30 protein-coding genes are annotated in these 26,435 nt (G+C 63.2%); 21 read left to right on the top strand and 9 right to left on the bottom strand.

Annotation, left to right across the window (positions count from 1 at the left end):
* Positions 1–26 precede the first annotated feature (26 nt).
* The 6 genes from EPJ54_RS15440 to EPJ54_RS15415 are packed head-to-tail and all read left to right on the top strand — an operon-like array spanning position 27 to position 5,403.
* On the top strand, positions 27–1,322 hold the full coding sequence (locus EPJ54_RS15440; protein WP_135212622.1) for a CitMHS family transporter: 1,296 nt from the start codon (positions 27–29) through the stop codon (positions 1,320–1,322).
* Between the two features lie 7 nt (positions 1,323–1,329).
* Positions 1,330–2,037: a GntR family transcriptional regulator gene (locus EPJ54_RS15435; protein ID WP_135212621.1), complete on the top strand. Its 708-nt coding sequence runs from the start codon at positions 1,330–1,332 to the stop codon at positions 2,035–2,037.
* A 5-nt stretch (positions 2,038–2,042) separates the two neighbouring features.
* The gene (locus EPJ54_RS15430; RefSeq protein ID WP_135212620.1) at positions 2,043–3,425 is read left to right on the top strand and encodes an acyclic terpene utilization AtuA family protein; all 1,383 of its coding nucleotides are present in this window, start codon (positions 2,043–2,045) and stop codon (positions 3,423–3,425) included.
* Positions 3,425–3,733, top strand: coding sequence for a DUF4387 domain-containing protein (locus tag EPJ54_RS15425; protein WP_135212619.1), 309 nt, complete (start codon positions 3,425–3,427; stop codon positions 3,731–3,733). Before EPJ54_RS15430 ends, EPJ54_RS15425 begins: the two co-directional genes overlap by 1 nt.
* Before the next feature lie 9 nt (positions 3,734–3,742).
* The gene (locus EPJ54_RS15420) at positions 3,743–4,507 is read left to right on the top strand and encodes a class II aldolase/adducin family protein (RefSeq protein ID WP_135212618.1); all 765 of its coding nucleotides are present in this window, start codon (positions 3,743–3,745) and stop codon (positions 4,505–4,507) included.
* Positions 4,507–5,403, top strand: coding sequence for a LysR family transcriptional regulator (locus EPJ54_RS15415; protein ID WP_135212617.1), 897 nt, complete (start codon positions 4,507–4,509; stop codon positions 5,401–5,403). Before EPJ54_RS15420 ends, EPJ54_RS15415 begins: the two co-directional genes overlap by 1 nt.
* Here the strand turns inward: EPJ54_RS15415 and EPJ54_RS15410 are convergent.
* The 4 genes from EPJ54_RS15410 to EPJ54_RS15395 form a co-directional block, all read right to left on the bottom strand.
* Positions 5,400–6,395 carry a phosphoglycerate dehydrogenase gene (locus tag EPJ54_RS15410; protein ID WP_135212616.1) on the bottom strand — a complete coding sequence of 332 codons (996 nt, stop codon included), beginning with the start codon at positions 6,393–6,395 and terminating at the stop codon, positions 5,400–5,402. The two genes, EPJ54_RS15415 and EPJ54_RS15410, sit on opposite strands and share 4 nt — an antisense overlap.
* Positions 6,396–6,413: 18 nt before the next feature.
* Entirely contained in the window at positions 6,414–7,025 is a 612-nt protein-coding gene (leuD, locus tag EPJ54_RS15405) for a 3-isopropylmalate dehydratase small subunit (RefSeq protein ID WP_135212615.1), read from the bottom strand.
* Positions 7,022–8,440 carry a 3-isopropylmalate dehydratase large subunit gene (gene leuC, locus EPJ54_RS15400; RefSeq protein WP_135212614.1) on the bottom strand — a complete coding sequence of 473 codons (1,419 nt, stop codon included), beginning with the start codon at positions 8,438–8,440 and terminating at the stop codon, positions 7,022–7,024. The genes leuD and leuC overlap by 4 nt, the downstream gene beginning before the upstream one ends.
* Positions 8,441–8,768: 328 nt before the next feature.
* On the bottom strand, positions 8,769–9,080 hold the full coding sequence (locus tag EPJ54_RS15395; protein WP_135212613.1) for a glutathione S-transferase family protein: 312 nt from the start codon (positions 9,078–9,080) through the stop codon (positions 8,769–8,771).
* Between the two features lie 325 nt (positions 9,081–9,405).
* Between EPJ54_RS15395 and EPJ54_RS15390 the strand changes: the two genes are divergently transcribed.
* The 5 genes from EPJ54_RS15390 to EPJ54_RS15370 are packed head-to-tail and all read left to right on the top strand — an operon-like array spanning position 9,406 to position 11,444.
* Entirely contained in the window at positions 9,406–9,894 is a 489-nt protein-coding gene (locus EPJ54_RS15390; RefSeq protein ID WP_135212612.1) for a helix-turn-helix transcriptional regulator, read from the top strand.
* Between the two features lie 2 nt (positions 9,895–9,896).
* Complete coding sequence (locus EPJ54_RS15385; protein WP_135212611.1) at positions 9,897–10,298, top strand: VOC family protein; 402 nt, start codon at positions 9,897–9,899, stop codon at positions 10,296–10,298.
* A gap of 41 nt (positions 10,299–10,339) precedes the next feature.
* A complete protein-coding gene (locus tag EPJ54_RS15380) occupies positions 10,340–10,543 on the top strand; it encodes a hypothetical protein (protein ID WP_135212610.1) in 204 nt (67 codons plus the stop codon).
* Between the two features lie 2 nt (positions 10,544–10,545).
* Positions 10,546–11,034, top strand: a complete 489-nt coding sequence (locus EPJ54_RS15375; protein ID WP_135212717.1) for a DUF1801 domain-containing protein — start codon at positions 10,546–10,548, stop codon at positions 11,032–11,034.
* The gene (locus tag EPJ54_RS15370; RefSeq protein WP_135212609.1) at positions 11,031–11,444 is read left to right on the top strand and encodes a DUF1801 domain-containing protein; all 414 of its coding nucleotides are present in this window, start codon (positions 11,031–11,033) and stop codon (positions 11,442–11,444) included. The genes EPJ54_RS15375 and EPJ54_RS15370 overlap by 4 nt, the downstream gene beginning before the upstream one ends.
* Here the strand turns inward: EPJ54_RS15370 and EPJ54_RS15365 are convergent.
* A complete protein-coding gene (locus EPJ54_RS15365) occupies positions 11,441–12,472 on the bottom strand; it encodes a P1 family peptidase (RefSeq protein ID WP_239590963.1) in 1,032 nt (343 codons plus the stop codon). The genes EPJ54_RS15370 and EPJ54_RS15365 overlap by 4 nt on opposite strands.
* 60 nt (positions 12,473–12,532) lie before the next feature.
* Here EPJ54_RS15365 and EPJ54_RS15360 point away from each other — a divergent pair, with 60 nt between their 5' ends.
* A complete protein-coding gene (locus EPJ54_RS15360; RefSeq protein ID WP_167755763.1) occupies positions 12,533–14,323 on the top strand; it encodes a gamma-glutamyltransferase family protein in 1,791 nt (596 codons plus the stop codon).
* On the opposite strand, the gene EPJ54_RS15355 is transcribed toward EPJ54_RS15360, so the two are convergent.
* Positions 14,304–15,752, bottom strand: coding sequence for a sensor histidine kinase (locus tag EPJ54_RS15355; RefSeq protein WP_135212606.1), 1,449 nt, complete (start codon positions 15,750–15,752; stop codon positions 14,304–14,306). The genes EPJ54_RS15360 and EPJ54_RS15355 overlap by 20 nt on opposite strands.
* 391 nt (positions 15,753–16,143) lie before the next feature.
* Here EPJ54_RS15355 and rpmH point away from each other — a divergent pair, with 391 nt between their 5' ends.
* From rpmH to EPJ54_RS15315, 8 genes are read left to right on the top strand one after another with little or no spacing between them, the layout of a single operon-like run.
* Complete coding sequence (gene rpmH, locus EPJ54_RS15350) at positions 16,144–16,284, top strand: 50S ribosomal protein L34 (RefSeq protein ID WP_135212605.1); 141 nt, start codon at positions 16,144–16,146, stop codon at positions 16,282–16,284.
* Positions 16,285–16,341: 57 nt separating this feature from the next.
* Positions 16,342–16,758 carry a ribonuclease P protein component gene (rnpA, locus tag EPJ54_RS15345; RefSeq protein WP_167755777.1) on the top strand — a complete coding sequence of 139 codons (417 nt, stop codon included), beginning with the start codon at positions 16,342–16,344 and terminating at the stop codon, positions 16,756–16,758.
* Positions 16,759–16,764: 6 nt separating this feature from the next.
* On the top strand, positions 16,765–18,633 hold the full coding sequence (gene yidC, locus EPJ54_RS15340) for a membrane protein insertase YidC (RefSeq protein WP_135212604.1): 1,869 nt from the start codon (positions 16,765–16,767) through the stop codon (positions 18,631–18,633).
* Positions 18,630–19,262 (top strand): ribosome biogenesis GTP-binding protein YihA/YsxC, encoded by a 633-nt coding sequence (gene yihA / locus EPJ54_RS15335; RefSeq protein WP_135212603.1) that lies wholly within the window; start codon positions 18,630–18,632, stop codon positions 19,260–19,262. Before yidC ends, yihA begins: the two co-directional genes overlap by 4 nt.
* 37 nt (positions 19,263–19,299) lie before the next feature.
* Complete coding sequence (gene argB, locus EPJ54_RS15330) at positions 19,300–20,226, top strand: acetylglutamate kinase (RefSeq protein ID WP_135212715.1); 927 nt, start codon at positions 19,300–19,302, stop codon at positions 20,224–20,226.
* Positions 20,195–21,370, top strand: coding sequence for a DUF1036 domain-containing protein (locus EPJ54_RS15325; protein ID WP_135212602.1), 1,176 nt, complete (start codon positions 20,195–20,197; stop codon positions 21,368–21,370). The genes argB and EPJ54_RS15325 overlap by 32 nt, the downstream gene beginning before the upstream one ends.
* Complete coding sequence (locus EPJ54_RS15320; RefSeq protein ID WP_135212601.1) at positions 21,370–22,014, top strand: pyrimidine 5'-nucleotidase; 645 nt, start codon at positions 21,370–21,372, stop codon at positions 22,012–22,014. The genes EPJ54_RS15325 and EPJ54_RS15320 overlap by 1 nt, the downstream gene beginning before the upstream one ends.
* 56 nt (positions 22,015–22,070) lie before the next feature.
* A complete protein-coding gene (locus EPJ54_RS15315; RefSeq protein WP_135212600.1) occupies positions 22,071–23,012 on the top strand; it encodes a CPBP family intramembrane glutamic endopeptidase in 942 nt (313 codons plus the stop codon).
* On the opposite strand, the gene EPJ54_RS15310 is transcribed toward EPJ54_RS15315, so the two are convergent.
* Complete coding sequence (locus EPJ54_RS15310) at positions 23,009–23,794, bottom strand: SDR family oxidoreductase (RefSeq protein ID WP_135212599.1); 786 nt, start codon at positions 23,792–23,794, stop codon at positions 23,009–23,011. The genes EPJ54_RS15315 and EPJ54_RS15310 overlap by 4 nt on opposite strands.
* 88 nt (positions 23,795–23,882) lie before the next feature.
* On the opposite strand from EPJ54_RS15310, the gene dapD reads away from it, so the two are divergent.
* Entirely contained in the window at positions 23,883–24,728 is an 846-nt protein-coding gene (gene dapD, locus EPJ54_RS15305) for a 2,3,4,5-tetrahydropyridine-2,6-dicarboxylate N-succinyltransferase (protein ID WP_135212598.1), read from the top strand.
* Positions 24,729–24,806: 78 nt separating this feature from the next.
* Here the strand turns inward: dapD and EPJ54_RS15300 are convergent, their stop codons facing one another.
* Positions 24,807–25,169, bottom strand: coding sequence for a hypothetical protein (locus EPJ54_RS15300; protein WP_135212597.1), 363 nt, complete (start codon positions 25,167–25,169; stop codon positions 24,807–24,809).
* 19 nt (positions 25,170–25,188) lie between these two features.
* The gene (locus EPJ54_RS15295; RefSeq protein WP_135212596.1) at positions 25,189–26,403 is read right to left on the bottom strand and encodes a DUF418 domain-containing protein; all 1,215 of its coding nucleotides are present in this window, start codon (positions 26,401–26,403) and stop codon (positions 25,189–25,191) included.
* Positions 26,404–26,435: the final 32 nt, after the last annotated feature.

Raw genomic sequence — 26,435 nt, 5'->3', positions numbered from 1 at the left:
CGCCTTTTCTCGACGGGAGTGCTTTGATGCTGGCGACACTCGGCTTCGCCATGATCGCGACCTTTATGGTTCTGATCATGACGCGCACGATCAGCGCGATCGCCGCACTCATTCTCGTGCCGATCGTGTTTGGCTTGCTCGCGGGCCACGGCGCGGACATGACGGGTATGGCGCTGGAAGGCATCATCGCGCTCGCACCAACGGCGGCCGCGCTCGTCTTCGCCGTGCTCTATTTCTGCATCATGATGGATGCGGGGCTTTTTGACCCGCTCGTGCGCAGCGCCGTGAAGTTCGCACATGGCGACCCATTGCGTGTGAGCTTGGCCACGGCTGCGGTGGCGACGCTGGTTTCGCTCGATGGCGACGGCGCCACCACGGCGATCATCACGATCGGCGCCTTCCTGCCGATCTATCGCCGACTCGGCATGAATCCGTTGATGCTGGCGGTGCTGCTGGGTTCAGCGAATTCCACGATCAATCTAACGCCCTGGGGCGGGCCAACGGCGCGCGTGGCCTCCGCGCTCAATGTCGACATCATGGATGTCTTCCTGCCGCTTCTGCCCACCATGATCGCGGCGATCATTGGCGTCTTCGTCCTGGCGCTCGTGTTTGGCTTGTGGGAGCGCAAGCGCCTCGGCATCGTGCAGCTTGAGACCGATCTTTCGCAATCCTTGTTCGATCGCGAACCTGGCGTGGAACGGCCAAAGCTGTTCTGGGTCAATCTCGCGCTGACCCTGGCTCTGCTGGGTTGCGTGGTTGGCCAAGTGCTACCGCTGCCGATCGCGTTCATGATTGGCCTCACGCTCGCGTGCATCATCAACTACCCGAAACTCTCGGACCAGCGCGAGCGCGTCGCCGCACACGCAAGCAACGTCGTACCAATCGTGTTGCTGATCTTCTCGGCCGGCGTATTTACGGGCATATTGGAAGGCACCGGCATGATCGCTGCGATGGGCGAGACGCTGCTCGCGCTTGTGCCAGCCGAGTACGGCCCGCACTTCGGCCCGATCATCGCGCTCGCCAGCGCGCCCTTCACCTTCGTGCTCTCGAACGAGGCCTATTATTTCGGCATCGTGCCGGTGCTAGCGGAAACCGCTCAGCACTTTGGCGTCGAGCCGGTCGAGGTTGCACGCGCATCGCTGCTGGGCGTCAATGTGCACGCACTGAGCCCGCTGGTGGCGCCGATTTATCTCGTCGCGACTTTGCTCAAGGTTGAGGTCGGAGACTTGCAGCGTTTCGGCCTGCCCTTCGCGATCCTGTTTTTTCTCCTGATGGTTGCCGTCTCGCTTGCAACCGGCGCCGTTCCATTCGTTGTCCATTGAGGTTCAGATGCCGCCGCGCACCCCGCCATCGAAAAATGCCCCCGCTGAAACGCTCGTCGAGCACGTGATCGATTCGCTACGTGAAGCGATCCGTCAGGGCCATCTGGCGCAGGGCGAACGCCTGGTCGTCGCCGATGTGGCGAAGACCTATGGCGTCAGTGTCGGCCCCGTGCGTGAAGCGATCCGCCGCTTGACCGGCGAGGGCGTGCTCGAATTCACGCCACACCGCGGCGCCTCGGTGCGCGCCTACAGCGAACGGGGCGTGCGCGAGATTTTCCAGGCGCGCGAGGCGATCGAAGGCTACGTGGCGCGCCTCGCGGCCGAGAACATTCACCGCGCGGATTATGCGCAGCGCATGCGCGATTGCCGAAAACTGTTGCAGGATACGCTTCACGCCGACGTCAAGAAACTCAGCGACGCGCGCCAGGTCTTCCACGATGTGCTCTACGACATCGCCGGCAATGAGGTGCTGAGGGAAGCGGGCCTGCGCCTGACCTTTCCAGTCAATCGCTTGCTGTTCACCGAGTTGATGGGGCGGCCGCGCATCGAGGCGTCACAGCGTGAGCACGAAGACATAATCGACGCGATACTCGCCGGCGACGGCGCCCGCGCCGAACGCGCCATGCGCGCCCACCTCCACGCCGGCGCGATCGCCGTGTGCGACGTGCTCGAACAATCCAAGACCGTCCAACGCCGCCACAGCAAGAAAGCCTGACGCCTATGGGTGACACCATCAAGATCATCGTGCCGTGCGGTTCGCTCGGCGCCGGCGTGCGGCCGGAGGAAGTCGAATACGGCATCGCGCAAGGCGCACACGCGATCGCCAGCGACGCCGGCTCCACCGATAGCGGCGCCGCCTATCTCGCGCTCGGCATCTCCAAGAACAATCGCGAGGCGGTGAAGCGCGATCTGACCATCCTTATGCTTGCGCAGGCCAAGGCGAGAATTCCGATCATGATCGGCTCCTGCGGCCAAGCGGGCGGCGATGCCGGCTTGAACTGGACGCGCGACATCGCGCTGGAGATCGCGCGCGAACACAATCTGACGCCGAAGATCGCACTGCTCTATTCCGAGCAGGACAAGGCCACGCTCAGGGCCAAGAACGCTGAAGGCAAGATCAAGCCGCTGCCACCGCTCGGCGCGCTCGATGACGCAACGATCGACTCATGCGCCCACATCGTCGCCGCGATGGGGCCAGAGCCCTACATCGCCGCACTGCAAGCCGGCGCCGACATCGTGCTCGGCGGCCGCACCACCGATACCGCCGTGCTCTCTTGTTATGCGCTGATGAAAGGCGCGCATACGGCCGCGTCCTGGCATGCGGCGAAAGTCGCTGAATGCGGCGCGCAATGCAGCGTCTATCCGACGCGCGGTTCGGGCGTGTTGATTTCCATCGATTCCGAAGGCTTCAATGTCGAACCTTTGAACCCGGACAACCGCTGCGATCCACACAGCGTGTCCGCGCACATGCTCTATGAGAACGCCAATCCGTTCTTGCTGACGGAGCCGGGGGGCGTCTTGGATGTCACGAACTCCGTCTATACTGCGCTCGACAGCCGCACTGTGCGCGTGACCGGCTCGGTGTGGGACAAGAAGCCCTACACGATGAAGCTGGAAGGCGCCGCGGCGGGACGGTTCCAAACCATCATGCTTGTCGGCATTCAAGATCCAGCGATCTTGAGCCGCATCGATGAGTTTCACGACAATATGCTCGCGGCGTTGAACCAACGCGTACGTTCGGCCATCGGCGACGCCGCCGGCGACTTCCACATCTCGTTGCGTCTCTACGGCTGGAACGCCGTTTCCGGCGATAAACCCGCGCCCGGCACACCGCCGCCGCGCGAGGTCGGCATCCTTTTTGTCGCCACAGCCGCCACGCAAGCGATGGCCACACAGATCGCCAAGGCCTGCAATCCGTATTTCTTCCACTTCCCGATCAATCTGGAGAAGGAAATCCCGAGCCACGGCTTTGCGTTTTCGCCCGCCGACATTGAGCGCGGCCCGGTTTACGAATTCAAGCTCAACCACGTCGTCGAGGTATCGGACCCGATGGAATTGGTGCGACTCGATTGGATCGATCTGAAGCTTTCGGAGGCCGCGTAATGGCGCAGGTGAAAGACGTCGTCCATCACATCCGCTCAAAGAACGCGGGCCCCTATTGGGTCACGTTCGATCTCTTTTTCGATGGCGAAGCGAGTTTCGAGAAATACGCTACGAGCCCAAAGCTGGGCCCCGACACGTTTGCGCGCCTCTACGGCGCCGACCCGGCGTTCGTGAAAAGCTACCCGGTGCCCAACCTGCACATGGTGAAAATTTCCTACGCGCGCACAAGCCCGCAGGGTGGCGAGGTCGAACGCGACATGCATTGCGGCCAGCAATATGTGCGCCTGCTCGACGTGGAACTGGATTAGGAGCTGCACATGCCCGACGCCGCCGCCTGTCTCACACCCATCGAAGACGCTGCTGCCGCCGAGCGCGCCTTGCGCGTCGATCTCGCCGCCGCCTATCGACTAATCGCGCTGTTCGGTTGGGATGATCTGGTGTTCACGCACATCTCCGCGCGCGTGCCAGGGCCGGAGCATCATTTCTTGATCAACCCGTATGGCCTGATGTTCGATGAGATCACGGCCTCCTCGCTGGTGAAGGTCGATCTCGACGGCAATAAAGTCGAGCCATCAGACTTTCCGGTGAACCCGGCCGGTTTCACGATCCATTCCGCCGTTCACGGCGCGCGCGAGGATGCGCAATGCGTCATGCATTTGCACACGATCGCGGGCACGGGCGTTTCCTGCCAGGATGAAGGGCTGCTGCCGCTCAATCAAACCGCGATGCTGCTCAACGGCCAAATCGCCTATCACGACTTTGAAGGCGTCGCGCTCAATCACGACGAACGTCCGCGCTTGGTCGCCGATCTCGGCGACAAGAACGCGATGGTCTTGCGCAATCATGGCACCTTGACGGCTGGACGCAGTGTCGCCGAGGCCTTCACGTTCATGTATTTTCTTGAACGCGCCTGCGCGATGCAGATCGCGGCGCAAGCCGGCGCCAAGCTGCGCATTCCGCATGACCACGTCCAGGAGGTCGTTGAGCAACAATCGCGGGGACTCGGCCAAGCGGCTGATCTTTTGGTCTGGCCTGCGCTGCTACGCCGCCTCGACCGGCTCTCGCCAGGCTATGCCGACTAATGGAACTGGACTGGCTCGAAGATTTTCTGACGCTGGTCGAGACGCGGAATTTCTCGCGCGCCGCCGAACTACGCCACATCACTCAACCCGCCTTTAGCCGACGCATCCGCGCGCTTGAGCATTGGCTCGGCGCCCAATTGTTCGATCGTGACGCACCGCGCTTGGCGCTCACACATGCAGGTGAAGCGGTGCGACCGACCATCTCTGAGATCGTCCGCCGCGCTTACAGCGCGCGCGAGCAAGCGCGTGAGGTTGGCGGCGCGAGCGAAGCGACTTTGCGGTTCCTCTCGACCAATTCGCTCTCCACCACGTTCTTTCCAGATTGGGTGCGGCGCATCGAGCGGAGCTTCGTTCTCGAGACCCCGATCAGCCTCGTCGCCGACAACATGGCGGCATGTGAGCGCTTGATGTTGCGCGGCGATGCGCACTTTTTGTTGTGCCATCACCACCCTGCCGCCGCACATGCGCTGGACGAAGCGCACTTTCGCTCCATTGCCGTGGGTGTGGATACATTGATCGCCGTCTGCGCTCCACGAAGCGCTGATGATCCAACGCCGCGCCATGGCCTGGCCGATGGCGGCGCGCTGCTCGCCTTCAGCGAAGGCTCCGGCATGGGCCGCATTTTGTCTGCAGCGCTCGGGCCGATCAGCGCAACGACTGCGTTCGCCTCGCCGCTGGCCAGTGTGCTCTACGCAATGGCGCGGGACGGCCGCGGCCTGGCCTGGTTGCCGCACAGTCTCATCGACGATTCACTGCGCCAGGGCGAACTCGTACGGGCGGCCGGTCCGGAGACGGATGTCGCCGTCGAGATCCGCGCCGTGCGGCCGCTGGCGCCACAGCACGCTATCGCAGAACGCTTCTGGCGCGCGGCGATGAAAGCCGCGAATATCGCTTAACGGCCGTCGACGACGACGCACGCGTCCGCCGGCTTCTTGCCATCCAGAACCGCGACCACGCACTCAGCCGCAATCATATTGGTGCGATCCAGTCCTTCGCGAGTTGAGGCGCCCGCATGCGGCGCCGCCACGACATTTGGCAGAGCGAGCAGCGCATCCGTGACTGACTTCATCGAAGGATCGCTCTCGCTCTCGAACACATCGAGCCCCGCGCCGCCGAGATGCCCCGCGCTTAGTGCCGCCAGGAGGTCGGCATCGCTCACGAGGCCGCCGCGTGCGGTGTTGATGATGATCGCGCCTGGCTTCATCTTGGCGATCGTGTCGGTGTTGATCATGTGCCGTGTCGCCGGCGTCAGCGGCGCGTGCACACTGATATAATCGCTCTCGCGCCAGATCGTTTCCAGATCGACAAAGCGAACGCCCGTCTGCGCCGCGTAGTCGCCATCCGGATTGGGTGTGGCGACGAGGATGTCCGCTTCGAACCCGCGCAGACGTTGCACCAGTGATCGGCCAATACGGCCCAGCCCAATGATGCCGACGGTCCTGCGATAAAGATCAGTCCCGAGAAGAATCTTCCAAGGTCCGGCCTGCATCTGCGCGTGCGCTTCGCGGAAGCGCCGACCGACGGCGATCATCATGCCAATGACCTGGTCCGCAACCGTTGCGTCATTGCCGCCGGCGGCGATGGTGACGACACGTCCAAGATCGCGCGCGGCTTCAATATCCACCCGCTCATAACCTACACCGCGGCGCGACACGACTTGGAGCTGCGGCAAGGCCTCCAGGACCTCGCGTGTGATCCGCGCATGCCCCACGATCCAGCCAGCTGCGTCGCCGACGACATCTTTGATAGCGGCGACATCGAGCGTCGCTTCGGTTTGCCCAGCGGATAGTTTGACGATCTCCGCGGCGCAACCATTGGCGCGTAGAAAGTCCAGCGACACCTCGTCGAAGAAATTCTGCGTGATGACGACGCGCCTGTTGGCGGACATGACAACTCCATCGCCCGATTAGGGCTTGATCCAGGGGTGTTGAGCGAAATGCTGGGCTTCAAAAGCAGCGATAGCGTCGCAATGCTCGAGCGTTACGCCGACAGCATCCAAGCCGCTCATCAGGGCCTGTTTCCGACTAGGTTCAATGTCGAAATGCGCGCGCACATCGCGCGTGACGATCGTCTGCGCCTGCAGATCGATGGTCATGCTGATCGGGCCGTCCGCCGCGCACGCCAAGATCGCCTTAACTTGCTCGGGCGCTGCACAGATCGCGAGCAGACCATTGCGCGCGCAATTATCGAAGAAGATGCCGGCAAAGCTCGTGCCGATGAGTGCTGAGACGCCCGCTTGCATCAAGCCCCACACAGCGTGTTCGCGACTGGAGCCGCAGCCGAAATTCGGGCCGACAACCAGGAAGCGCGGCGCACGCCAGCGCGGGTCGTTGAAAACGAAATCAGAGACCGACGCGCCGGCGCTATCGTAGCGCAAACCATGAAACAAGCCGCGATCGAGACCGACGCGATCGATGCCTTTCAGAAATTGCTTCGGCATGATCACGTCGGTGTCGACGTTCGCCGCAGGCAAAGCCGCCGCCAACCCCTTGCGCACGATGAATGGCTCGAAGCTCATACGCCCTCGCTGAATTTGCGTACGTCGGTGAGGCGCCCCATCACAGCGGCCGCGGCGACCATGGCGGGGCTCATCAGATGCGTGCGGCCGCCCGCGCCTTGGCGCCCTTCGAAATTGCGGTTGGTGCTCGAGGCGCAGCGTTCGCCCGGCGCCAAGACGTCGTCATTCATGGCCAAGCACATCGAGCAGCCGGATTGGCGCCACTCGAAGCCAGCAGTGATGAACACCTGATCTAAGCCTTCCGCTTCAGCTTGTCGGCGCACCGCGCTCGAACCTGGCGCGACCATGGCGCGCACGCCAACGGCGACGCGACGGCCACGCAGTACAGCAGCAGCTTGGCGCAAATCTTCGATGCGCGCATTGGTGCACGAGCCAATGAAGGCGCGCTGGATGGCGATGTCGGTGAGTGCCGCGCCGGATTTCAGATCCATGTACGCGAGCGCACGCGCAGTATCGGCCTGCCCCGCGCTTGAAGGAATCGTTGCAGAGATTGGTGCGGCTTGATCGGGGCTGGTGCCCCAGGTGACCATTGGCTCGATCTCGGATGCGTCGAGGACAACCTCGCGATCAAAGTGCGCGCCCTCATCGCTGCGCAGCGTGCGCCAATACGCGATCGCCTGATCCCAGAGCACACCGTACGGCGCGCGCGGTTTGCCTTCGATGGCGGCGAAAACCTTGTCGTCCGGCGCGATCAGCGCACCACGCGCGCCACACTCGACCGCCATGTTGCAGATCGTCATCCGCGCTTCGACACTCAGCGCAGAAATCGCCTCACCTGCGAACTCGATCGCGTAGCCGGTGGCGCCTGACGCGCCGATCTCGCGGATCAGCGCCATGATGATGTCCTTCGACACCACGCCGAAGCCCAATCGGCCGTCGACTCGTACGCGCATGTTCTTCAGACGGCGATACACAAGCGTTTGCGTCGCCAGATAATGTTCGATGTCGGATGTGCCTATGCCGAAACCAAGCGCGCCGAAGGCGCCGTAGGTAGTGGTGTGACTGTCGCCCGCGGCGATCACCATGCCCGGCTGGACCAAGCCCATCTCGGGCATGACGACATGCTCGATCCCTTGCATAGGATGGAGTACGTCGAACATCTCGATGCCGAAATCGGCGCTATTGCGCGCGAAATAATCGGTCTGCGTCTGCCCCGCATCGTCGGGCATAAGCGCACCGCGATCGGCTGCGGTCGAGTTCACATGGTCGACGACGCCAAGGGTTGCGCGAGGACGCCAGACAGAGCGATTGGCCGCGCGAAGCCGCGTGAAGGCCTGGGGACTGGTGTATTCGTTGAGAACGCTTCTATCGACGTAAAGGAGGACTTCCTCACACAATCCATCCAGATCACGGACGACGTGCGCGTCGACGAGCTTGTCGTATAGCGTCCGCCCCGTGCCTCTGCCTGAGTCCATGAGCGTCGCTTAGCAAAATCGATCCCTTGGACGAAATGCCCAGGCGGCATTAGCACATGCGCGCGCTGCATGGCGCGTCCGCTTCGTGCATGCTGCGCTAATCATCACTGTTCGAGGAGCCCTGACGCCCTGAGCGGCCGGACGTTCGCCATCCGAGTGATCCCAACTCCGGAAGTCCGCGCCACGCGGCACGACACTCCCGATGTTCGGACATTCGTCCGCGCCACGGCCTCCGTTCTACGCCAGCCGATTGCCCCCGCTCAACCACACGCATGTCTATGGGGGCGCGCTTAGTCTCCGCAGCCCTGTTCGGCCTTCATCTCGGCGTTCAGCGTGCAGTGCAGATCGGCGATCTCGTGGGCGAGCTTTTGGCCGGCGTGGCGCACGAGCTGAACAATTCGCTGGTGCGAGCGTTGGCGGCCACCGAGAGAGCGCTCAGCGCCGGATAAGACTCCCCGACGAGGCTTGGGTGCGTCAGCGCAACAAATCGAACGCAGCGATAGTGGCGGCCGGCCAAGCCAAGCGTACGCTCGACCGAGATCAGATGCGCATCGCCTTCCAAGATGTCGAGACCAGTCTTTGCCTGGCCGCGAACGCGCTCGATCAAATCGAGCCAATGGAGCTCTTTTGGCCGTCGCACAGTCTCGTAAACGAGCGCAACACCCTTCTCAGCGAGATTTGTGGGCCGCGGCTACGCCCTGCAACTCCTGCATAGGCGCTGCGCCACCAGCGGGCATCAGGCGCTCGCCGGACGGAAAGCAAGCATCAATCCCCAATTTACTCGTTATTTTTCCTATGGTTATGTTGTTGCATCGCCCAATAGCTTTTCACGTGTAGGATGCATGAAATTGGCTACGAATCTGGGGGGCAGGCGTTCGAATCTCTTCTGGCGCGCCACTCCTTAATTTGAACCATCAGAAACGTGAACGCTTGACGGCGCGCGGCGGCGAACCTTGATCGCTCGCATGGCCTCGACCGGACGCGTTTCCCAAGATCCCGCCCTGCTACGCCGACTGCTCCGCGCCAAGGATCGAATGGATGCGGCCTCGCACGAAGAATGGCCGGTCAAGCGGCTCGCCGATGTCAGCGGCGTCTCGGAGGCGCACTTTGCGCGTTCCTTCAAAGACGCTTTTGGCGTGCCCCCGCATCGCTATCTGCTGACCCGCCGCATTGAGCGCGCCAAGGCGATGCTGCGCGACACGGACATGCCGATCATCGACATCGCGCTCGACACCGGCTGGAACAGTCTGGGCACCTTTGGCCGCGTCTTTAAGGATGTCACCGGCGATAGCCCCACGGAATTGCGCGCCCGCGAACAGGCCGGCGTGCATAGCCTCGAACAGGTTCCGCACTGCTTTGTCAGCGCCGCCTATCGCCCAGACCTCAAAACCGCAGTTTCGGAGAAGCGCCGCCAAGAGACCGCCGATACTGATGACCCCGACAAGGAGGAATAGTCATGAGTAAGGGCATCGGAGTTATCGGCCTCTATGTGCACGACCAAGACGAGGCGCTGGATTTCTACGTCAACAAATTGGGCTTCAACGTCCACGCCGATCATCGCAACGGCAATTATCGCTGGCTGACGATCAAGCATCCGAACCAAACATCGTTCGAGCTCGGCCTCTTCCTGCCGCAAGAACCAGTGTTAGATGCCGCGACCGCGCAGACGATGCGCGAAATGGTGGCCAAGGGTGCGATGCCGCCGCTTGTGCTCATCGTCGAGGATTGCCGCGCCGCCTACGATAAGCTCCGCGCCAAGGGCGTTGAGTTCACGCAAGAGCCGATCGCGCGCTTCGGCGGCGTGGACGCCAATTTCCGCGATCCCTCCGGCAATGCCTGGAAGATGATCGAGGGCTAACGATGTACGCACACCATTATGCAGCGACCCGGGAGGTCCGCGTGGGCAAGTTCATTCGCCAATTTCACCGCTGGGTGTCGGCGTTCTTCGTGTTGAGCGTGATCGCGACCACGATCGCATTGACGCAGGCCGAACCGATCATGTGGATGTCGTACGTCCCGCTTTTTCCGCTCGCTTTACTGGCGTTGAGCGGCATCTATCTCTTCGTGCAACCCTATCTGCCGAAGCGGCGCACTGGAGCGTGATGATGGCGAAGAGTGTGAAGAAGGCCGCGCCCAAGAAGAAAGCCGCCGGAAAGAAGGCTTCTGCGCGTAAGAGCGCAGCTAAGAAGAGCGGCGCGCCAAAACTACTGTCCGGTGGCAATCCGCAGATTGCCAAAGGCTATGGCGACGAGCCGGTGCAGAGGTACATCGCGGCGATGCCGGGTTGGAAAAGCGCGGTTGGCGCGCGTCTCGATGCGCTGATCACGAAGGCCGTGCCGAAAGTGTTGAAGGCGGTAAAGTGGAATTCGCCCTTCTATGGCGTCGAGGAAGGCCGCTACTTCCTGAGCTTCCACGTCTTCGCCAAATACATCAAAGTCGCGTTCTTCGATGGCGTGTCATTGAAGCCCGTGCCGCCCGGCGCCTCCAAGCAGAAGAACGTGCGCTACCTCGACATCCACGAAGGCGCGTTCGACGAAAAGCAATTCAGCGCGTGGGTGAAACAAGCCAGCAAGCTGCCGGGAGAGAAGCTGTGAGCGGCGCGAAGAAGAAAGTTTCGCCGAAGAAGGCCACCACAACAAGGAGCGCCGCCGCCAACGACTGGCGCGCCGCCGCGCTGGAGAACGTGCGCGAGCTCATCAAAGACGCTGCGCCCGAAGCGATAGAGACGCGCAAATGGGATGTGCCGGCCTGGGAGCACGATGGCATTCTCTGCACCGGCGAGACCTACAAGGACAAAGTGAAACTCACTTTCGCCAAGGGCGCGGCGCTGAAAGATCCAGCCAAGCTTTTCAATTCAAGCCTCGACGGCAATGTGCGCCGTGCGCTCGACATCTTCGAAGGCGACAAGCTGAACGCCAAAGCTTTCAAAGCGCTGATCAAAGAAGCCGCGGCGCTCAATGCGTCGAAAAAGAAGCCCGCCGTCAAGCGCGCCAAGAACGCCTAGAGATCGCGCCAGGCTTTATGCGCCCCGACGCTCATCGCCTCATACACGCCACGCGCCACAGCACGCGCCAAGCAATCGGCGGCCAGCGCGCCAAAACGCGCAATCGTAAACGCACGCGGTTCGGCGACTGGCCTGGCTGCCGTCGCTAAAGCGAACACCACATCTCCATCGAACGGCGCAAACACGGGGCGGATCGCGCGCGCGAGGCCGGCGCCGGCCATTTGCGCGATGCGCTTGCACTCGGAGGGTGTGAGCTCCGCATCGACCGCGACGCAGGCGATTGTAGTGTTCTCGCGCGGCGATGGATTGGCCTTGGCGCCTTCCCAATCTTCGAGGTCGAACGATTGTGCGCCATCGGAGCGCACGCCGCCGAATTCGCCATCGATCTCGAACGGATGCGCCCAGAACGCGCGAGAGCCTGGCATCGTCGTTGAACCAAAAGAATTCACGCACGCCAGCGCCGCGATCGTGAACCCGTCAGCGGTGACAACGCTCGCGCTGCCTTGCCCGCCTTTGAGCGCACCCGCTTTCGCGCCAAGCCCCGCCCCTACATTGCCGAGCGGCACGCTTTTGGCGCGCGCGGCATACGCGGCGCGGCCGAGTGCATTGTATGGCGGCGCTTCACCCCACGCTTTGTCGCCGCCATTGGCGAGATCGTAGAGGATGGCCGCCGGGATCACCGGCGATTTCGGCACGCCAGGCAAATCGACCAAGCCGTAGCCGCGCCCCTCGGCGCCCATCAGCGCAGCCACGCCATCGGCGGCTGCAAGCCCATACACAGAGCCGCCAGCCAGGACGACCGCATCAATCGCATCGACCAAATTCTCTGCCGCCAGCGCATCCGTCTCGCGCGTGCCCGGCCCGCCGCCGCGCACATCGACGGCGCATACCGCTCGGCCATCAGGCACAATCACCGTCACGCCCGTCAGCGCCGCCCGATCCTCGGCGCAGCCCACGCTCAGGCCTGCAACATCAACGAGCGAATTGGTGGCGCCAATATGAGACATGAGGCCCAGGAACCTCGGCATGCGTCAAAGCGCAAGCCCTTTAGGGCTTTTCTCAAATCGATTCCGCATTGTACGAAACAGATGATGCTTCATACCCTGCCCAAGCGCTTCAGCGCTCTTGTGTTCGCTCTGGCGCTCGCGGCGTGCGCGACGACGTCGTCACCCACTGGCGCTGGCGGCACGCGCAGCGAGCCCGCTCCACGCGGCGAAGCGATGGCGGTGGCGGCGAACCCGCATGCGGTCGAAGCAGCCCTCGAAATCTTGCGCGCCGGCGGTTCGGCCGTGGACGCGGCGATCGCGGCGGAAATGGTGTTGGGCCTAGTGGAACCGCAGAGCTCCGGCCTCGGCGGCGGCGGCTTCTTGCTCTTCTATGACGGCCGCACCGAGCAGATGACCGGCTATGACGGCCGCGAATGGGCGCCTGCGGGGGCGACGCCCGAGATGTTCCTCGACGCGCGCGGCCGGCCGATGTCGTTTCTCGACGCACAAGCGAGCGGCCGCTCCACCGGCGTGCCGCTGCTGATCCCGATGCTGAAACTCGCGCACGAAGATCACGGCCGCTTGCCGTGGGCGCGTCTGTTCGAGCCGGCGATCCGTTTGGCCGACAATGGGTTCGAGATTTCGCCGCGCATGGCGCGCATGATCGCCGGCGCCGGCGAGCGCGGCCGTTTGCGTGCCGATTTTCAAGCGCGCGCCTATCTGTTCGATCGCGAAGGTGCGCCGCTGCCGGCTGGCACGCTGCTGCGCAACGTGGCTTACGCCAACACGTTGCGCGCGATCGCCGAACAAGGCCCCGCTGCGATGACGCAAGGCCCGATCGCCGATTCGATCGTCGCTGCGGCGCGTCGCAATCCCCGTGGCGGCACGCTGACACTCGCTGATCTGCAAGCGGCGCAACCTCGTCGTCTCGAACCAATCTGCGGCGCTTATCGCGTCTATCGCGTCTGCACTCTGGGTTCGCCGACTTCGGGCAACGCCGTGCTTTCGATCCTCGGCCTTTACGAGCGCGCGCGTCCGCAACCGGGCGGCGCGAATAATCCGGACGACTGGGCCGCGTTCCTGTGGGCGAGCCGTCTCGCGTATGCGGATCGCGACCATTACATGGCCGACGATCAATTCGTGCCGGTGCCGACACAAGAATTGTACGCGCCCACTTACCTCGATAGCCGCGCAGCGGAGATCAATCTGGCGCGCGCGCCCGGCAATGTTGGCGCGGGCCAACCGGCGGGTTTCGAGCTCTACGAACGCTGGGGCCGCGATGACAGCGACGACAACGGCACCACGCACCTCTCCATCATCGACGCCTGGGGCAACGCAGCCTCGATGACGGCGACCATTGAGAGCGCTTTCGGCTCACAACGCATGGCCTCCGGTTTCTTCCTCAACAATGAGCTCACAGACTTTGCATTCGAGCCCACGCTAAACGGCCGCCCGCTCGCAAACGCCGCCGCGCCGAACAAGCGTCCGCGCTCATCGATGTCGCCGGTGATTATCACAGATCGCGACGGCGAATTGCAGATGGTGATCGGTTCGCCCGGCGGTTCTTCGATCATTGGCTATGTCGCGCGCACGACGATCGGCATTCTGGACTGGAATATGCCGGTGCAGGACGCGATCAATCTCTCAAACATCACCGCGCGCTTCTCGCCCGCAAACCTTGAACCAGCACGTTTGCCCGCTGGCGTCGGCGAAGAATTGACACGCCGCGGCTGGGAATTCCGCGATGTGACGGGGCTTGAGGAGAGTGGCATTCACGCCATCCGCGTACGCCCCAACGGCTTTGAAGGCGGCGCCGATCCACGCCGCGAAGGCATCGTCGGCCGCATACCTTCAACCGCGCAAGCGGCCGCGACTACGCCGCCGGCAAGGTAATTTTGAACGTCGAGCCTTCGGCGCCGGTGCGCGTCAGCTCCAGTTCGCCGCCCATCGCGCGGGTGAGTTCGCGGGCGATCGCAAGGCCAAGCCCGGTGCCGCCCGCTTCGGGCGCGGCTGACACGAACGGCTCAAACAGCCGTGCGCGCAAATTTTCGCGCACGCCGGGGCCGCGATCGATCACCTCGATCTCGCAACGTCCCTCCATGCGCATGCCGCGAACGAGCACGCTGCGATCCTTGTCGCGCCGCGTGTGCTCCTTCATCGCCTGGCCGGCGTTGCGGATGAGGTTCACGAGAATACGGTGCAAATGATCGGGGTCGGCAACGCAAGCCAAGCCCTTCTCGATGTCGTGCTTATACTCGGTGCCGCCAAAACCGATCAGCGCGTCCGCCGCCGCTTCTTCGGCCGCATCGGCAACGATAACCCGCGTCAGCACCGGCGGATCCTCATCGGCGCGACCATATTTGAGCGTGCTCGCCGCCAAGCCAGCCGCGCGATCGATCGTGCGCTCCAAGCGCGGCGCCAGTTGGCGCACTGCAGGATCTTCCGATTGCGCTAGGCGATCGGCGACCAATTGCGCGGTGGAGAGCATGTTGCGCAGATCATGGCCAATGCGCGCGACGGCTGCGCCCAGTGCTGCAAGCCGCTCATTCTGCCGCAACGCATTGCGCACCTGTTCAGCCATGTCCGCCGCGGCGCGCTGCGCGCGACCGATTTCATCCGTGCGCTGACTGCGCGGAAACGCGATCGAGACGTCTTCCGGCTTATCGCGGAAACGCTCAATGGCGAGCGTGAGATCAAGCATCGGCCGCACGAATGCGGCGGTGAGCGCCACATAGATCAGCGCCCCCGCCGCCATGAGAATGAGCGTGGAGATGCGGGCAAAGCTTTGTGCGAAACGCTCCATCGCGCGCTTCAACGGCGCTTCATCAAGTACGATCTCAATGAATTCACCGCTCTCGAAGCGCGGCCGCGACAGCACGCGAAGCGCCCGGCCCGGCGGCGCAAAGAATGTTTCCACCGACCAACGAAAGCGCTGAAACCCCGTCGCCTGCGTGTAGTCGTACACAACCACATGCGTCGCTGGCCGCAGCGGCTCGCGCTCCAGCAATAGCACACGCTCGCCATCGCGTTGCATCGCCACGCGCTGCACGCCGGCATTGGTCAGCAATTCGTATTCGAGCGAATCCGCGATCTCGTATTCAGGCGTCACCTCGAGCGCGAGCGCTGCGATCTGCGCCAAGCTCACACGCTCGCGCAGCCAGCTTTCATGAAAGCCCGCCAAAGCCGGCGCGAACACGAAAATCTCGCCGGCGATCACCGCCATGACCGTCAGCGCCAGCAATCGCCCGGCCAGGCTGTCGATGAACGCGCGCACACGCTGGAACGGTCCGGCAGGCCGGGCGGGGGGCGAGGGCAGCGTCATGCGTTACGGACTAAGGCCTTAGCTTAGCGGCGGTATTCTGTCCCGGTTCCAGTTCCGGGAACGCGCCACTCTGGATTGCAACGGAAAATTCACTCGGGCCCGCCGGCTTATGGCCGTAGGCTGTGAATATTGTCGGCCCAAGGAACTTCCAGGCAGCCGGCGACTGAGAGTAGCGCCACGCTCCCGCCTCCCCCTTATCGGAGCGACGACCATGCCCCATGAAACGAAAGCGCGCCGGCGGCGCGCGACCTGGATTTTTGGTGCGGTATGGTTTGCCGCCGTCGCGATTATCGCGATCCGTGCATTCCTTCCCGTCTGAGCCTTGACGCTCGAAAAGGGGTGGGCTAATTCCCGCCCCTTCGTTTTACACCCTTAAAGATCGAGACGTGTCGTGAGCACCAAGCGGACCTACCAACCGAGCCGGCTCGTTCGTAAGCGCCGCCATGGTTTCCGCGCCCGTATGGCCACCGCAGGCGGCCAAAAGGTGCTGGCCCGTCGTCGCGCCAAGGGCCGTAAGAAGCTTTCCGCTTAATCAGCGGGCTTGCGCCGCCGGCGCCACGCCGGCATCCCGGCCTCTAGGCCGGTTCAAATGACCTCAAAATCAGCCATCGAGCGCCTGCGGAAACGGGCAGAATTCCTGTTTGTGCGCCAAGGCGCGCGGGCGGGACGCGGCTGCGTGCTGATCGAAGCGCGCCTGCGGCTCGAAAACGGCCCCATCCGGGTGGGCTTCACCGCCAGCAAGAAGGTCGGCAACGCGGTCGCCCGCAACCGGGCCAAACGGCGGCTGCGTGAGGCCGCCCGCCAACTCCTGCCCCAGCACGGTCTGCCCGGCGTGGATTACGTGCTGGTGGCGCGTCAAAGCACCCCAGACGCCCCCTGGGACGCCTTGCTTGACGATGTTGGAAACGCACTGATAAGGCTCCGCGCCGACTTGGAAACCGGGCATCGGCGCACCCCTCAAAATCGCGCGAGCAAACCGCCCAAAACCCCTACCGAGAGCGACTAAAGCAACATGCAGACTTCCGGCGGCGGCCCAGGCCCTGGCGAGACCCGAAACGTCATTATCGCCATCGCGCTTTCGGCGGCGATCCTGTTCGGCTTCGAATTCTTCTACAACGCGCCGCAACGCGCGCGCCTGCAGGCCGAAGAGCAAGCCCGCATCGAGGCCACGCAACCTGCGGCCGAAGCCGGCGGCACGGAAACGCCAGCGCCAAGCGGCCCTGTCGCGCGTGAGCAAGTGCTGGCGCAATCCGCTGGCGCACGTATCGTCATCGATACACCGGAAGTGGACGGCTCTATCTCGCTCGAAGGCGCACGCATCGACGATCTGAATCTGCGCGACTATCGCCGCACCAGCGATCCGACGAGCGGTGAGGTGACCGTCCTTGCACCGCGCGCCGCCGAGTTCGCGCATGACGCCTTCTTCGGTTGGGAAGCCCGCGCCGGCGAAAACACCGCTACCTTGGCCGACGCCAATAGCGGCTGGACGGTCGCCGAAGGCGCGCGCCTGACGCCGGAAACGCCGGTCACCCTGACGCTCGTCGCCGCCGAAGGGGTCACCATCCAGCGCACGATCTCGATCGACCAGAATTACATGTTCACGATCACGGACGTCGTGCGTAACGCGTCCGGCGCGCCAGTGAGCGCGCGCCCGTTCGGCACGGTGCGCCGCATGGGCCTGCCGCAGGACTATGTGCGCAATCAAATCGTGCACCAGGGCCTCATCGGGGCGTTCGGTGAGAACAACAATCTGCGCCAAGTCACCTATGAGAACGCCAACAAGCACATCCGCGATCGCGGTCGTGGCCGCGTCGGCGCCGATGAGCGCATCGAGGAGATGCAAGGCCAAGGCGGTTGGTTTGGCATCACCGATCACTATTGGCTCGCCGCCATCATCCCCGCCCAGAACGAGCGCGTCTCCACCTATTTCGACGCGCGCTCGGAAGGCGCGACCAACGATTATCGCGCCGCCTATCGTGGCGATTGGCGCGAAATCGCGCCGGGCGCCGAGGTCACCTACACGCAGCACCTCTTCGCCGGCGCAAAACGCTACGAACTCCTGCGCGACTATCAGGCCGATTTGTCGATCCCGCGCTTTGACGACGCGATCGACTGGGGCAATTTCTGGTTCCTGACGCGTCCGTTCTTCCAATGGCTGCTGCACCCGCTGGCGCAAATCTTCGCCGACTGGGGGGTGGTCTTCAATTTCGGCCTCGCGATCTTGGCCTCCACGATCGTGATCAAGCTGTTGCTGTTCCCGCTCGTCTATCAATCCTTCAAGTCGATGGCGAAGATGCGCGCGCTCGCGCCGAAGATGAAGGAAGTGCAGGAGCGCTACGCCGCCGACAAGCAACGCCAACAGCAGGAAATCCTGAAGCTCTATCAGACCGAGAAGATCAATCCGGTCGCGGGCTGCGTGCCGATCCTGCTGCAAATCCCGGTCTTCTACGCGCTCTACAAAACCTTGAGCGTGACGATCGAGATGCGGCACGCGCCGTTCGTGGGCTGGATCCACGATCTCTCGGCGCGCGACCCGACGTCGATCTTCAATCTGTTTGGTTTGCTGCCATTTGACGTGCCGGCGTTCCTGCTGATTGGCGCCTGGCCGATCCTCTATGGCGTGTCGATGTGGGCGCTGCAGGCGCTGTCGCCGCCGCCGACGGATCCAGTGCAAGCGCAGATCTTCCGCTTCTTGCCGTTGCTGTTCACGGTCATGTTCGCCGCCTTCCCGGCTGGCCTCGTGATCTATTGGACCTGGTCGAACACGCTCTCGATCCTGCAGCAATACGTGATCATGCGACGTCAGGGGGTCGAGACGCAGCTCGATACGTTCTTGGCGAAGAGATTTGGCAAGGCCAGTGAAGCCGGCGGAGTGAAGTGACGCCTGACGAACACGCCGATTGGATCGAGAGAGGCCGGCTGCTGTTTGCAGGACCGATCGATTTCGAACGCGGCGTGCCGAGCATGGATTTTCTGCCGGATTCGTCGCTGCCGGAGGTCGCCTTCGCGGGGCGCTCGAATGTCGGCAAGTCGTCGCTGATCAACGCCGTCACCGGCCGCAACAAGCTGGCGCGCGCGTCGACCGAACCCGGCCGTACACGCGAGCTCAATTTCTTCCGCGTGGGCGATCGCCTGCGGCTCGTGGACATGCCCGGCTACGGCTACGCCAAGGCCGGCAAATCCGAGATCAACCGCTGGACGACGTTGATCCGCGATTATCTGCGCGGCCGGCCGACGCTGCATCGCGTCATCTTGCTGATCGACGCGCGCCACGGCCTCAAGCCGCATGACAAAGAAGTCATGGACACGCTCGACACCACGGCGGTGATTTATCAGATCGTGCTGACCAAGGCCGACAAGATTAAACCGACCGAGCTTGCCGAGACGCTCGAAGGCGTACGCGCCGCCATTAACAAGCGCCCCGCCGCGCATCCTGAAATTATCGCAACCTCTTCCGAGACCGGCCAAGGCATCGATATTCTGCGTGCTGAAATCGCGGCCTTGGCCTGATCCTGCGAACCGCTTAGGAACCGCATCCGTGAACAAGATGTCCAAAGATCACGCCGCCAAGCTGGCGGAAGGCCTCGCCTCGGCAAAGACGCTCGCCGAAGCGCTGCCGTACATCCAAATCTACGATCGCGAGACGATCGTCGTGAAATATGGCGGCCACGCCATGGGCGATACCGAAACCGCCCGCAAATTCGCCGCAGACATCGTTCTTCTGAAGCTCGTGGGCATGCACCCGGTCGTGGTGCATGGCGGCGGTCCGCAGATCAGCCGTATGCTGCAAAAAGCGGGAGTGAAATCCGAGTTCGTGGATGGTTTGCGCGTAACCGATTCCGACACGATGGAAGTGGCGGAGATGGTGCTGTCCGGCAGCGTCAATAAAGAGCTCGCGCACCTTATCACGTCAGAGGGCCGCGAAGCGGACGTGCGCGGCGTCGGCCTCTCCGGCAAGGACGCGCGCCTGATCACGGTCGAGAAAGCGGTGCGCACGCGCAAAGATCCCGACAGCATGATCGAGCAAGCGATCGATCTGGGTTACGTCGGCGAGCCGACGGAAGTCGATCCGACCTTGATCCAAGCGCTCATCAATGCGCCCGAAGATTATATCCCGGTGATTGCGCCGATCGGCGTCGCCGAAGACGGCCGCACCTACAACATCAACGCCGACACCGCCGCCGGCGCCATCGCGAAAGCGCTGAGCGCCAAGCGCTTCCTTCTACTCTCCGACATTCCCGGCGTGCTGGACAAAGACGGCGAACTCATTCGCGAAATGTCCGCCGAAGATGCGCGTAAGGCGATCAAGGACGGCGTCGCCACGGGCGGCATGATTCCGAAACTCGAAACCTGCATCACCGCCGTCGATCACGGCGTGGAAGCAGCTGTCATCCTCGACGGGCGCTCGCCGCACGTCCTGCTCATGGAATTGTTCACCGATTATGGCGCAGGCACGCTCATCAAGGCTGATTAAGCTCGGCGCTTTCGCCGGCTTTATGTGCGTCGCGCTTGCGGCGTTCTTTGTGTTCGCGCACCGCGCCGACGCGCAGCAGCGCGATCGCGCCAATGGTTGGCAAGTCTGCAACGAGACGAGCTTCGTGTTGGAGGCAGCCACCGGCCGCCCAGACAATCGCTCCATCATCGTGCAAGGCTGGACGCGCCTGCGCCCCGGCGAATGCCGCACGGCGATCGCAGCACCGCTCGCGCGCGGCACGCACTATCTCTACGCACGCACCTCCTCCGCGCACCGTGGCGGCCGGCGCCAATGGGCCGGCGACGGCATTCTCTGCGTCGATCCGGGCAGCTCGTTCTCGATCGAGAACCCGCCGCAATGCACGCCGCAAGGCCTGGAGGAGCGCCGCTTCCGCCGCGTGCAGATCAACAAGCGCGACAGCTGGCGCACCTCGTTCTCCGAAGCGCAGCAATACACGCTCGCGCGCGCCCGCCAGCGCGGCCTACAGCGCTTGCTGGATGACGCCGGCTACAGCGTGCCGGAAGGCCGTCGGGGGGTGGACCCCCGCGCCATCGCCCAGGCCATCGCGCAATTCCGCTCGGTCGCTCGGCTCTCGCCCAACGCCAGCGAAGATCAATTGATCGATGCGCTCGAAACCGCCGCGCGTCGCCGCGCCGGCCAAGTGGGCCTCACGCTCTGCAACCGCACCAATGCGCGCGTGTGGACCGCAGTCGGACGACGTCGTGGCGAAGGTTGGGAAAGCCGCGGCTGGTGGCCGCTCAACGCCGACACGTGCGTGCGCGTGATCGACGAAGTGCTGATGCAGGAGCGCTATTTCGTGTACGCCGCGATGGATACGCCGGAAGGCCCGCGTTACCTCGCCGCTGGAGAACCGTTCTGCACCAGCCCTTCGCGCTTCGCGATCCTCGGCCGCACCGATTGTGAGAGCCGCTATTATCGCACTGAGCCGTTCGCGGCGATCAATGCGCGCGGTCGCGAAGGTCTCGTCGTCGAGTTCGAAACGCGCGACTTCCTCGAAGTGGGCGTCCCCCCGCGCATGGCCGCAGCCACGGCGGACGGCACCGAAGCGCCGGCGCGCGAGACGCAAAGACGTGGCTTCGCGCCGCCGTCCGCGCCGACGCAAGATCGAGGCACGGGCGATTGATGCTGCCTGCGGGAATTCGCGACTGGGTGTTCGATCTCGACAACACGCTCTACCCAGCGCCCACGCTTTACGACGCCATCGGCGAGCGCATGACCGCCTACATCGCGCGCCACGCATGCGTGGACGACGCGCGCGCCCTTGAACTGCGCGAGCATTATTTCCACGAATACGGCGCAACCGTCGTTGGCCTCAGCCGTCACCACGACATCGACGCCGACGATTTCATGCTCGACGTGCACGACGTCGACTATTCCGTACTCGGCGAAGATCACGATTTGGCGGCGCTGATCGCAAAACTGCCGGGCCGCAAGATCATCTTCACCAATGGCGGCGGCGGCCACGCCGAACGCACATTGAAGGCGCTCGGCCTCGCCGCGCATTTCGAGCACGTTTTCGATCTCGGCGACGCCGGTTACGCCCCAAAGCCGCAGCGCGACGCCTACACGCGCCTCTGCGCCGCGTTCGACATCGATCCAACGCGCGCGATCCTCGTCGAGGACACGCTGCGCAATCTCGAACCCGCGCACGACATGGGCTTCGCCACAGCGCTCGTCGGCCCCGTCCACCCCGACCCGCGCCCCGCTTACGTCCAGCACTACGCGCACGACGTACACACGCTGCTGCGCGGTTGGGTTGACGCTTAACTCGCGCAGGCGTTGCACAAGTTCCGCACGCCGCTTAGCCTGCGTTTGGGGGCATCATGAACATCACCGGATTTCCGCTCATTGATGGCGACGCCCGCCGCGGCATTGCGCCAGCAGTCCCGCGGCATTGGGGCGTCTGCACCATCTACGTGCTCATCGCGCAGACAGTACTCGGCGTGATGTGGAGCATCGTCGACGCGCTCGCGTTTACGACCGGCGCCGGCGGCGCTCAATACGCCGCACTCGCATCCATTGGCTGGCTCATCATTCCATTCGGCGCGCTTGCGCTCACCACGACTTGGCTCTCCGAAGAGACCGACAATCGTGGCTGGGCGGCGCTTGGCGTTTCGCGGCAAACGCTGCCTGGAGCGGCGCCATGGGTGCTTGCGGGCTTAGTCGCAGCGTCGCCCGTTCTCTTGGATATCGCCGCGCTCGCACCCAGTTGGATCGCGACCGCAGCGTCGGCGCTTCTGGCGCTTTTGCCTGCCACACTGATCCAATCGGGCGCGGAGGAAGTGTTCTTTCGCGGCGCATTGCTCGCGATGCTCATCGCTCAATACGGTCCAAAGAACGGTGTGATTATCTCTGCTCTACTGTTTGGATTCTGGCATGTCGGTGTCGGACAAAGCCCACTCGACCTCACCATCAATGTCTCCATGACATTTGTGTTCGGCATCACGTCCGCGATCTTGGTCCTGCACCAAGGTCACATAGGCGGCGCAATTGCTCTCCACTTCGTCTGGAATTTTGTTGGCAATGTCGACGCCGGCTTGACGAACTTTGCCGGCCAAGAAGATTGGTCGGTCGACGATTTCTGGATGTCGTTCGATGCGAGCTTCGACACCTCATGGACGGAGGAGGAATTCCTCGATCCGGACACGCGCAACACTCTTCTTATGCCGCTTTTGCTTGAGACATTGCTTATCGTCGGCATTTGCCGCGACACGATTTTCCGCGTCTTCGCACCTGCCCGCAGCGAACCCGACGTCAGCGCTTAAGCCCGCTCAAACGGGCTGCGTGCGTCGCCCAATTGTGAGCCGCCTTCGCAATCCAAAATCGTGCCTGTGATGTAGGCGGCTGAATCACTGCACAGGAACACAGCGCTTTCCGCGATCTCGCCGATCTCGCCGAAACGGCGCAGCGGGATGCGCCCGGTCAGCGCTTTGGTAACTTCAGGATTGGGCGCGAGTCGCGCCATGCCTTCAGTGCCGGCGATGGGCCCCGGCGATATGCCGTTCACGCGCACGCCCTCCGGGCCCCATTCCATCGCCATCACGCGAATGACTTGATTGACGCCCGCCTTCGCCGCGCAGGCGTGGATCTGCATCATCATCGGATTGACGGCTTGGCCCGCCGTGATCGCGATCAGCGAGGCGCCCGGTTTCGTGATGAGATCATAGCAGCCGCGAAACACGTTGAACGTGCCAAGCAGATCGATATCGACCACCGTCTTGAAGCCGTTCGCCGACAGGCCCGCCGCCGGCGAAAGGAAATTCCCCGCCGCGCCCGACACGACGATATCCATCGGGCCCCAGGCGCTGTGGATTTGCTCCATCACCGCGCGCGTCGCTGCGTAATCGCGCACGTCCATGGAATACCCAACGGCGCCATGCCCAATGCCCGCCGCGGCGCGCTGCGCCTTTTCCGGATCACGACCCGCCACGGCGACTTTTGCGCCCAGCTCAGCCATGCGCGTGGCGATGCCCAGATTAATGCCGCTCGTACCGCCCGCGATGAACGCCACTTTGCCGTTCAGCAGCCCGTCCTTGAATGCGCTCATTGTTTCGCTCCCTGTAGCGGCACTATCGAACCGGCGCGCGGCTCTGTCGATCCTTGCCACAACGGCAAGCGGCGGCTAACTCCGGCGCATGAGCAATTCCGATCTATCCACCGCCATCGAAGCCGCCTGGGCTCGGCGTACTGAACTCACGCCCGCGAGCAAAGGCGCCGACGTGGAGGCAGTCGAGGCTGCGCTCGACCTATTGGATTCCGGCCAAGCACGTGTCGCCGAACGCGCCGCCGATGGCGCTTGGATCACGCACCAATGGCTCAAGAAGGCCGTGCTGCTGTCCTTCCGCACAACCGCCAACCAACTCATCGGCGCGGCCGGCGGCAACGGCGATCCGTCGCCTGGACCTTACTGGGACAAAGTGCATTCCAAATTTTTGGGCTGGGGCGCGACCTCGTTCGAGAAGGCCGGCTTCCGCGCGGTGCCTGGCGCGGTCGCGCGTCGCGGCAGCTTCATCGGTAAGAATGTCGTGCTGATGCCGAGCTTCGTGAACATCGGCGCCTATGTCGATGAAGGCACGATGGTCGACACCTGGGCCACCGTCGGCTCATGCGCGCAGATTGGCAAAAACGTCCATTTAAGTGGCGGCGCCGGCATTGGCGGCGTGCTTGAGCCGCTGCAAGCCAACCCCACCATCATCGAAGACGGTTGCTTCATCGGCGCGCGTTCGGAAGTGGCCGAGGGCGTCATCGTGCGCGAAGGCGCGGTGTTGGCGATGGGCACGTTCATCAGCCAAAGCACCAAGATCGTGGACCGCGCGACAGGCGAGATCACGCGCGGCGAAGTGCCCGCCTATTCTGTCGTCGTGCCCGGCTCACTGCCCGATCCGAACGGCGGGCCGAGCCTCGCCTGTGTCGTGATCGTGAAACGCGTCGACGCGCAAACGCGCGCAAAGACCGGCGTGAACGAGCTGCTGCGTGATTAGGGCATTAAGGGCGTAGGGCAATAGGGCAGTATGTTTGAAGCGCTTCTGCCTTACTGCCCTACTCACCTACTGCCGTAATCAGTGCGCGTGGCCGCCGCGGCCGGCTTCCAGCGTCACATTGATGGTCGAGCCATCGGTGGCGGTTTGCGTCCAGGTGTCGCCGACATTCTTGTCGCCCACATACGCCGCGCACGCGCGCTCGCCGCCGGCTGGCGTCAGGCACAATTGGCCGTTGGCGAGTTCGTATGTGCCGTGCACATGGCTGCCGTCCGGCGCGTGGATGCCGAAGCTGTTGTCGGCGTTGAAATGGTAACGCGCCTGCGCACCGTTCGGATACGTCACGACAACGGTGTTGCCGAACGCATTGGCCATCGTGTCGGCGAACGCCGCGCCCGTTGAAAGCGCCAAGCCAAACGCGACCATCGCTGCAAATTTCTTCATGTCGTTTCCTTCCCTGTTGTCATGTTCTCGCCATCGCCACAGACCGCCCATACGAGAGCCTGCGCCAAACCCATTCGAACGGCCCCATCTGGAACCGCGCCAGCCAAAGCGGCGACCAGATCAATTGCAGCACCCAAACGGCGACGACAATAGCCATCAAGGTCGGGCGATCGACTTCGCCATAGAGCCCAAACCCGCGCCCGCCCCAGAAGATTGTCGTCATGATCAAAGATTGCGTCAGATAATTCGTGAACGCCATGCGGCCCACGGCGGCGAGCGGCTCGGTGATGAGTTTCGCGCCCGCCTTCACCAACAGGATCAGTAGACTCGCGTAACCAAGCGAGCCAAAGATGGCCAGCGCCGTGTTCGCGAAGCCGCCACCCGCCATCATGTGGCGAAACGTGAAGCCGCCCTCCGCGTTCAGCCACGCTTGATAGCCAATGACGCCAAGCGCGGCAGCGCCGAGCACCACGAAGAGCCAATACACCCACGCGCGCGCATTACCGGAGAGAAAGCCGAGTTTATAGAGCGCAAGACCAATCATCATCACGCCCGCCGTGCGCACGATCAGCACGACGAGCGAATTGGCCAAGAACTCCAGCCAAGTCGAAACGTTCTCTTGCACCGCGCTAAGCAACCCGCCTTGATACGCTGCAATCGTCGCCGCGATGGCTTCCGGCGAGGGCGTGTAAATCTGCGCCTCGATCTCCGCGAGCTTTGGCGACGGAATGAAATCCATGAACAGCGCAAACATGCTCTGCATGCCGATCGATACGACCAGCAATAGGCCGCCCACCATGAACAAGGTGCGCGGCGACCATGAGCGCGCCAGCATGACGAAAAAACCCGTCAGCGCATAGGTCACGAGAATGTCGCCGTTCCAGATCAAGGTCGCGTGGATGAGGCCGAAGATCAGCAGCCAGAAAAGGCGTGACCGCAGCAGCGCGCCTCGCGCCTTATCCCCGCGCTCACCGCCAACCAGATAGATGCTCACCCCGAACAAGAGCGAGAACAGCGTGATGCACTTGAACTCGAAGAACACGTGCATGATGAACCAGGACCAGAGCGTCTCCTCGGTCACGGCCAGCGGCGGCAGCGAGGGGTTGAGCCCAGTCTGCCAGGGCGCTGCGAAATAGGCGGCGTTGACAATCAGGATGCCCAGCACGGCGAAGCCGCGCATGACGTCGAGGCTCTTGATCCGACTTTGCTCCTGAACGGGCGCAACATCGCTCATGTTTTTCCCCCCGCAAGCGCTTCAACCCGAAG

The sequence above is a fragment of the Vitreimonas flagellata genome (genome assembly GCF_004634425.1).
Taxonomy (GTDB): domain Bacteria; phylum Pseudomonadota; class Alphaproteobacteria; order Caulobacterales; family Aquidulcibacteraceae; genus Vitreimonas; species Vitreimonas flagellata.
The sequence above is the reverse complement of the archived record's forward strand: the minus strand, read 5'-3'. Positions and strand labels throughout refer to the sequence as shown.

Coding starts and splice junctions, on each gene's coding strand:
- EPJ54_RS15410 (WP_135212616.1), bottom strand. CDS start 6,395: ATGTCCGCCAACAGGCGCGTCGTCATCACGCAGAATTTCTTCGACGAG.
- EPJ54_RS15375 (WP_135212717.1), top strand. CDS start 10,546: ATGGCGAAGAGTGTGAAGAAGGCCGCGCCCAAGAAGAAAGCCGCCGGA.
- yidC (WP_135212604.1), top strand. CDS start 16,765: ATGCAGACTTCCGGCGGCGGCCCAGGCCCTGGCGAGACCCGAAACGTC.
- EPJ54_RS15420 (WP_135212618.1), top strand. CDS start 3,743: ATGCCCGACGCCGCCGCCTGTCTCACACCCATCGAAGACGCTGCTGCC.
- argB (WP_135212715.1), top strand. CDS start 19,300: ATGTCCAAAGATCACGCCGCCAAGCTGGCGGAAGGCCTCGCCTCGGCA.
- rnpA (WP_167755777.1), top strand. CDS start 16,342: ATGACCTCAAAATCAGCCATCGAGCGCCTGCGGAAACGGGCAGAATTC.
- EPJ54_RS15315 (WP_135212600.1), top strand. CDS start 22,071: ATGAACATCACCGGATTTCCGCTCATTGATGGCGACGCCCGCCGCGGC.
- EPJ54_RS15430 (WP_135212620.1), top strand. CDS start 2,043: ATGGGTGACACCATCAAGATCATCGTGCCGTGCGGTTCGCTCGGCGCC.
- dapD (WP_135212598.1), top strand. CDS start 23,883: ATGAGCAATTCCGATCTATCCACCGCCATCGAAGCCGCCTGGGCTCGG.
- EPJ54_RS15415 (WP_135212617.1), top strand. CDS start 4,507: ATGGAACTGGACTGGCTCGAAGATTTTCTGACGCTGGTCGAGACGCGG.
- EPJ54_RS15295 (WP_135212596.1), bottom strand. CDS start 26,403: ATGAGCGATGTTGCGCCCGTTCAGGAGCAAAGTCGGATCAAGAGCCTC.
- EPJ54_RS15365 (WP_239590963.1), bottom strand. CDS start 12,472: ATGCCGAGGTTCCTGGGCCTCATGTCTCATATTGGCGCCACCAATTCG.
- leuD (WP_135212615.1), bottom strand. CDS start 7,025: ATGAGCTTCGAGCCATTCATCGTGCGCAAGGGGTTGGCGGCGGCTTTG.
- EPJ54_RS15300 (WP_135212597.1), bottom strand. CDS start 25,169: ATGAAGAAATTTGCAGCGATGGTCGCGTTTGGCTTGGCGCTTTCAACG.
- EPJ54_RS15355 (WP_135212606.1), bottom strand. CDS start 15,752: ATGACGCTGCCCTCGCCCCCCGCCCGGCCTGCCGGACCGTTCCAGCGT.
- EPJ54_RS15385 (WP_135212611.1), top strand. CDS start 9,897: ATGAGTAAGGGCATCGGAGTTATCGGCCTCTATGTGCACGACCAAGAC.
- EPJ54_RS15325 (WP_135212602.1), top strand. CDS start 20,195: ATGGCGCAGGCACGCTCATCAAGGCTGATTAAGCTCGGCGCTTTCGCC.
- EPJ54_RS15320 (WP_135212601.1), top strand. CDS start 21,370: ATGCTGCCTGCGGGAATTCGCGACTGGGTGTTCGATCTCGACAACACG.
- EPJ54_RS15360 (WP_167755763.1), top strand. CDS start 12,533: ATGATGCTTCATACCCTGCCCAAGCGCTTCAGCGCTCTTGTGTTCGCT.
- EPJ54_RS15425 (WP_135212619.1), top strand. CDS start 3,425: ATGGCGCAGGTGAAAGACGTCGTCCATCACATCCGCTCAAAGAACGCG.
- leuC (WP_135212614.1), bottom strand. CDS start 8,440: ATGGACTCAGGCAGAGGCACGGGGCGGACGCTATACGACAAGCTCGTC.
- EPJ54_RS15390 (WP_135212612.1), top strand. CDS start 9,406: ATGGCCTCGACCGGACGCGTTTCCCAAGATCCCGCCCTGCTACGCCGA.
- EPJ54_RS15435 (WP_135212621.1), top strand. CDS start 1,330: ATGCCGCCGCGCACCCCGCCATCGAAAAATGCCCCCGCTGAAACGCTC.
- EPJ54_RS15310 (WP_135212599.1), bottom strand. CDS start 23,794: ATGAGCGCATTCAAGGACGGGCTGCTGAACGGCAAAGTGGCGTTCATC.
- EPJ54_RS15440 (WP_135212622.1), top strand. CDS start 27: ATGCTGGCGACACTCGGCTTCGCCATGATCGCGACCTTTATGGTTCTG.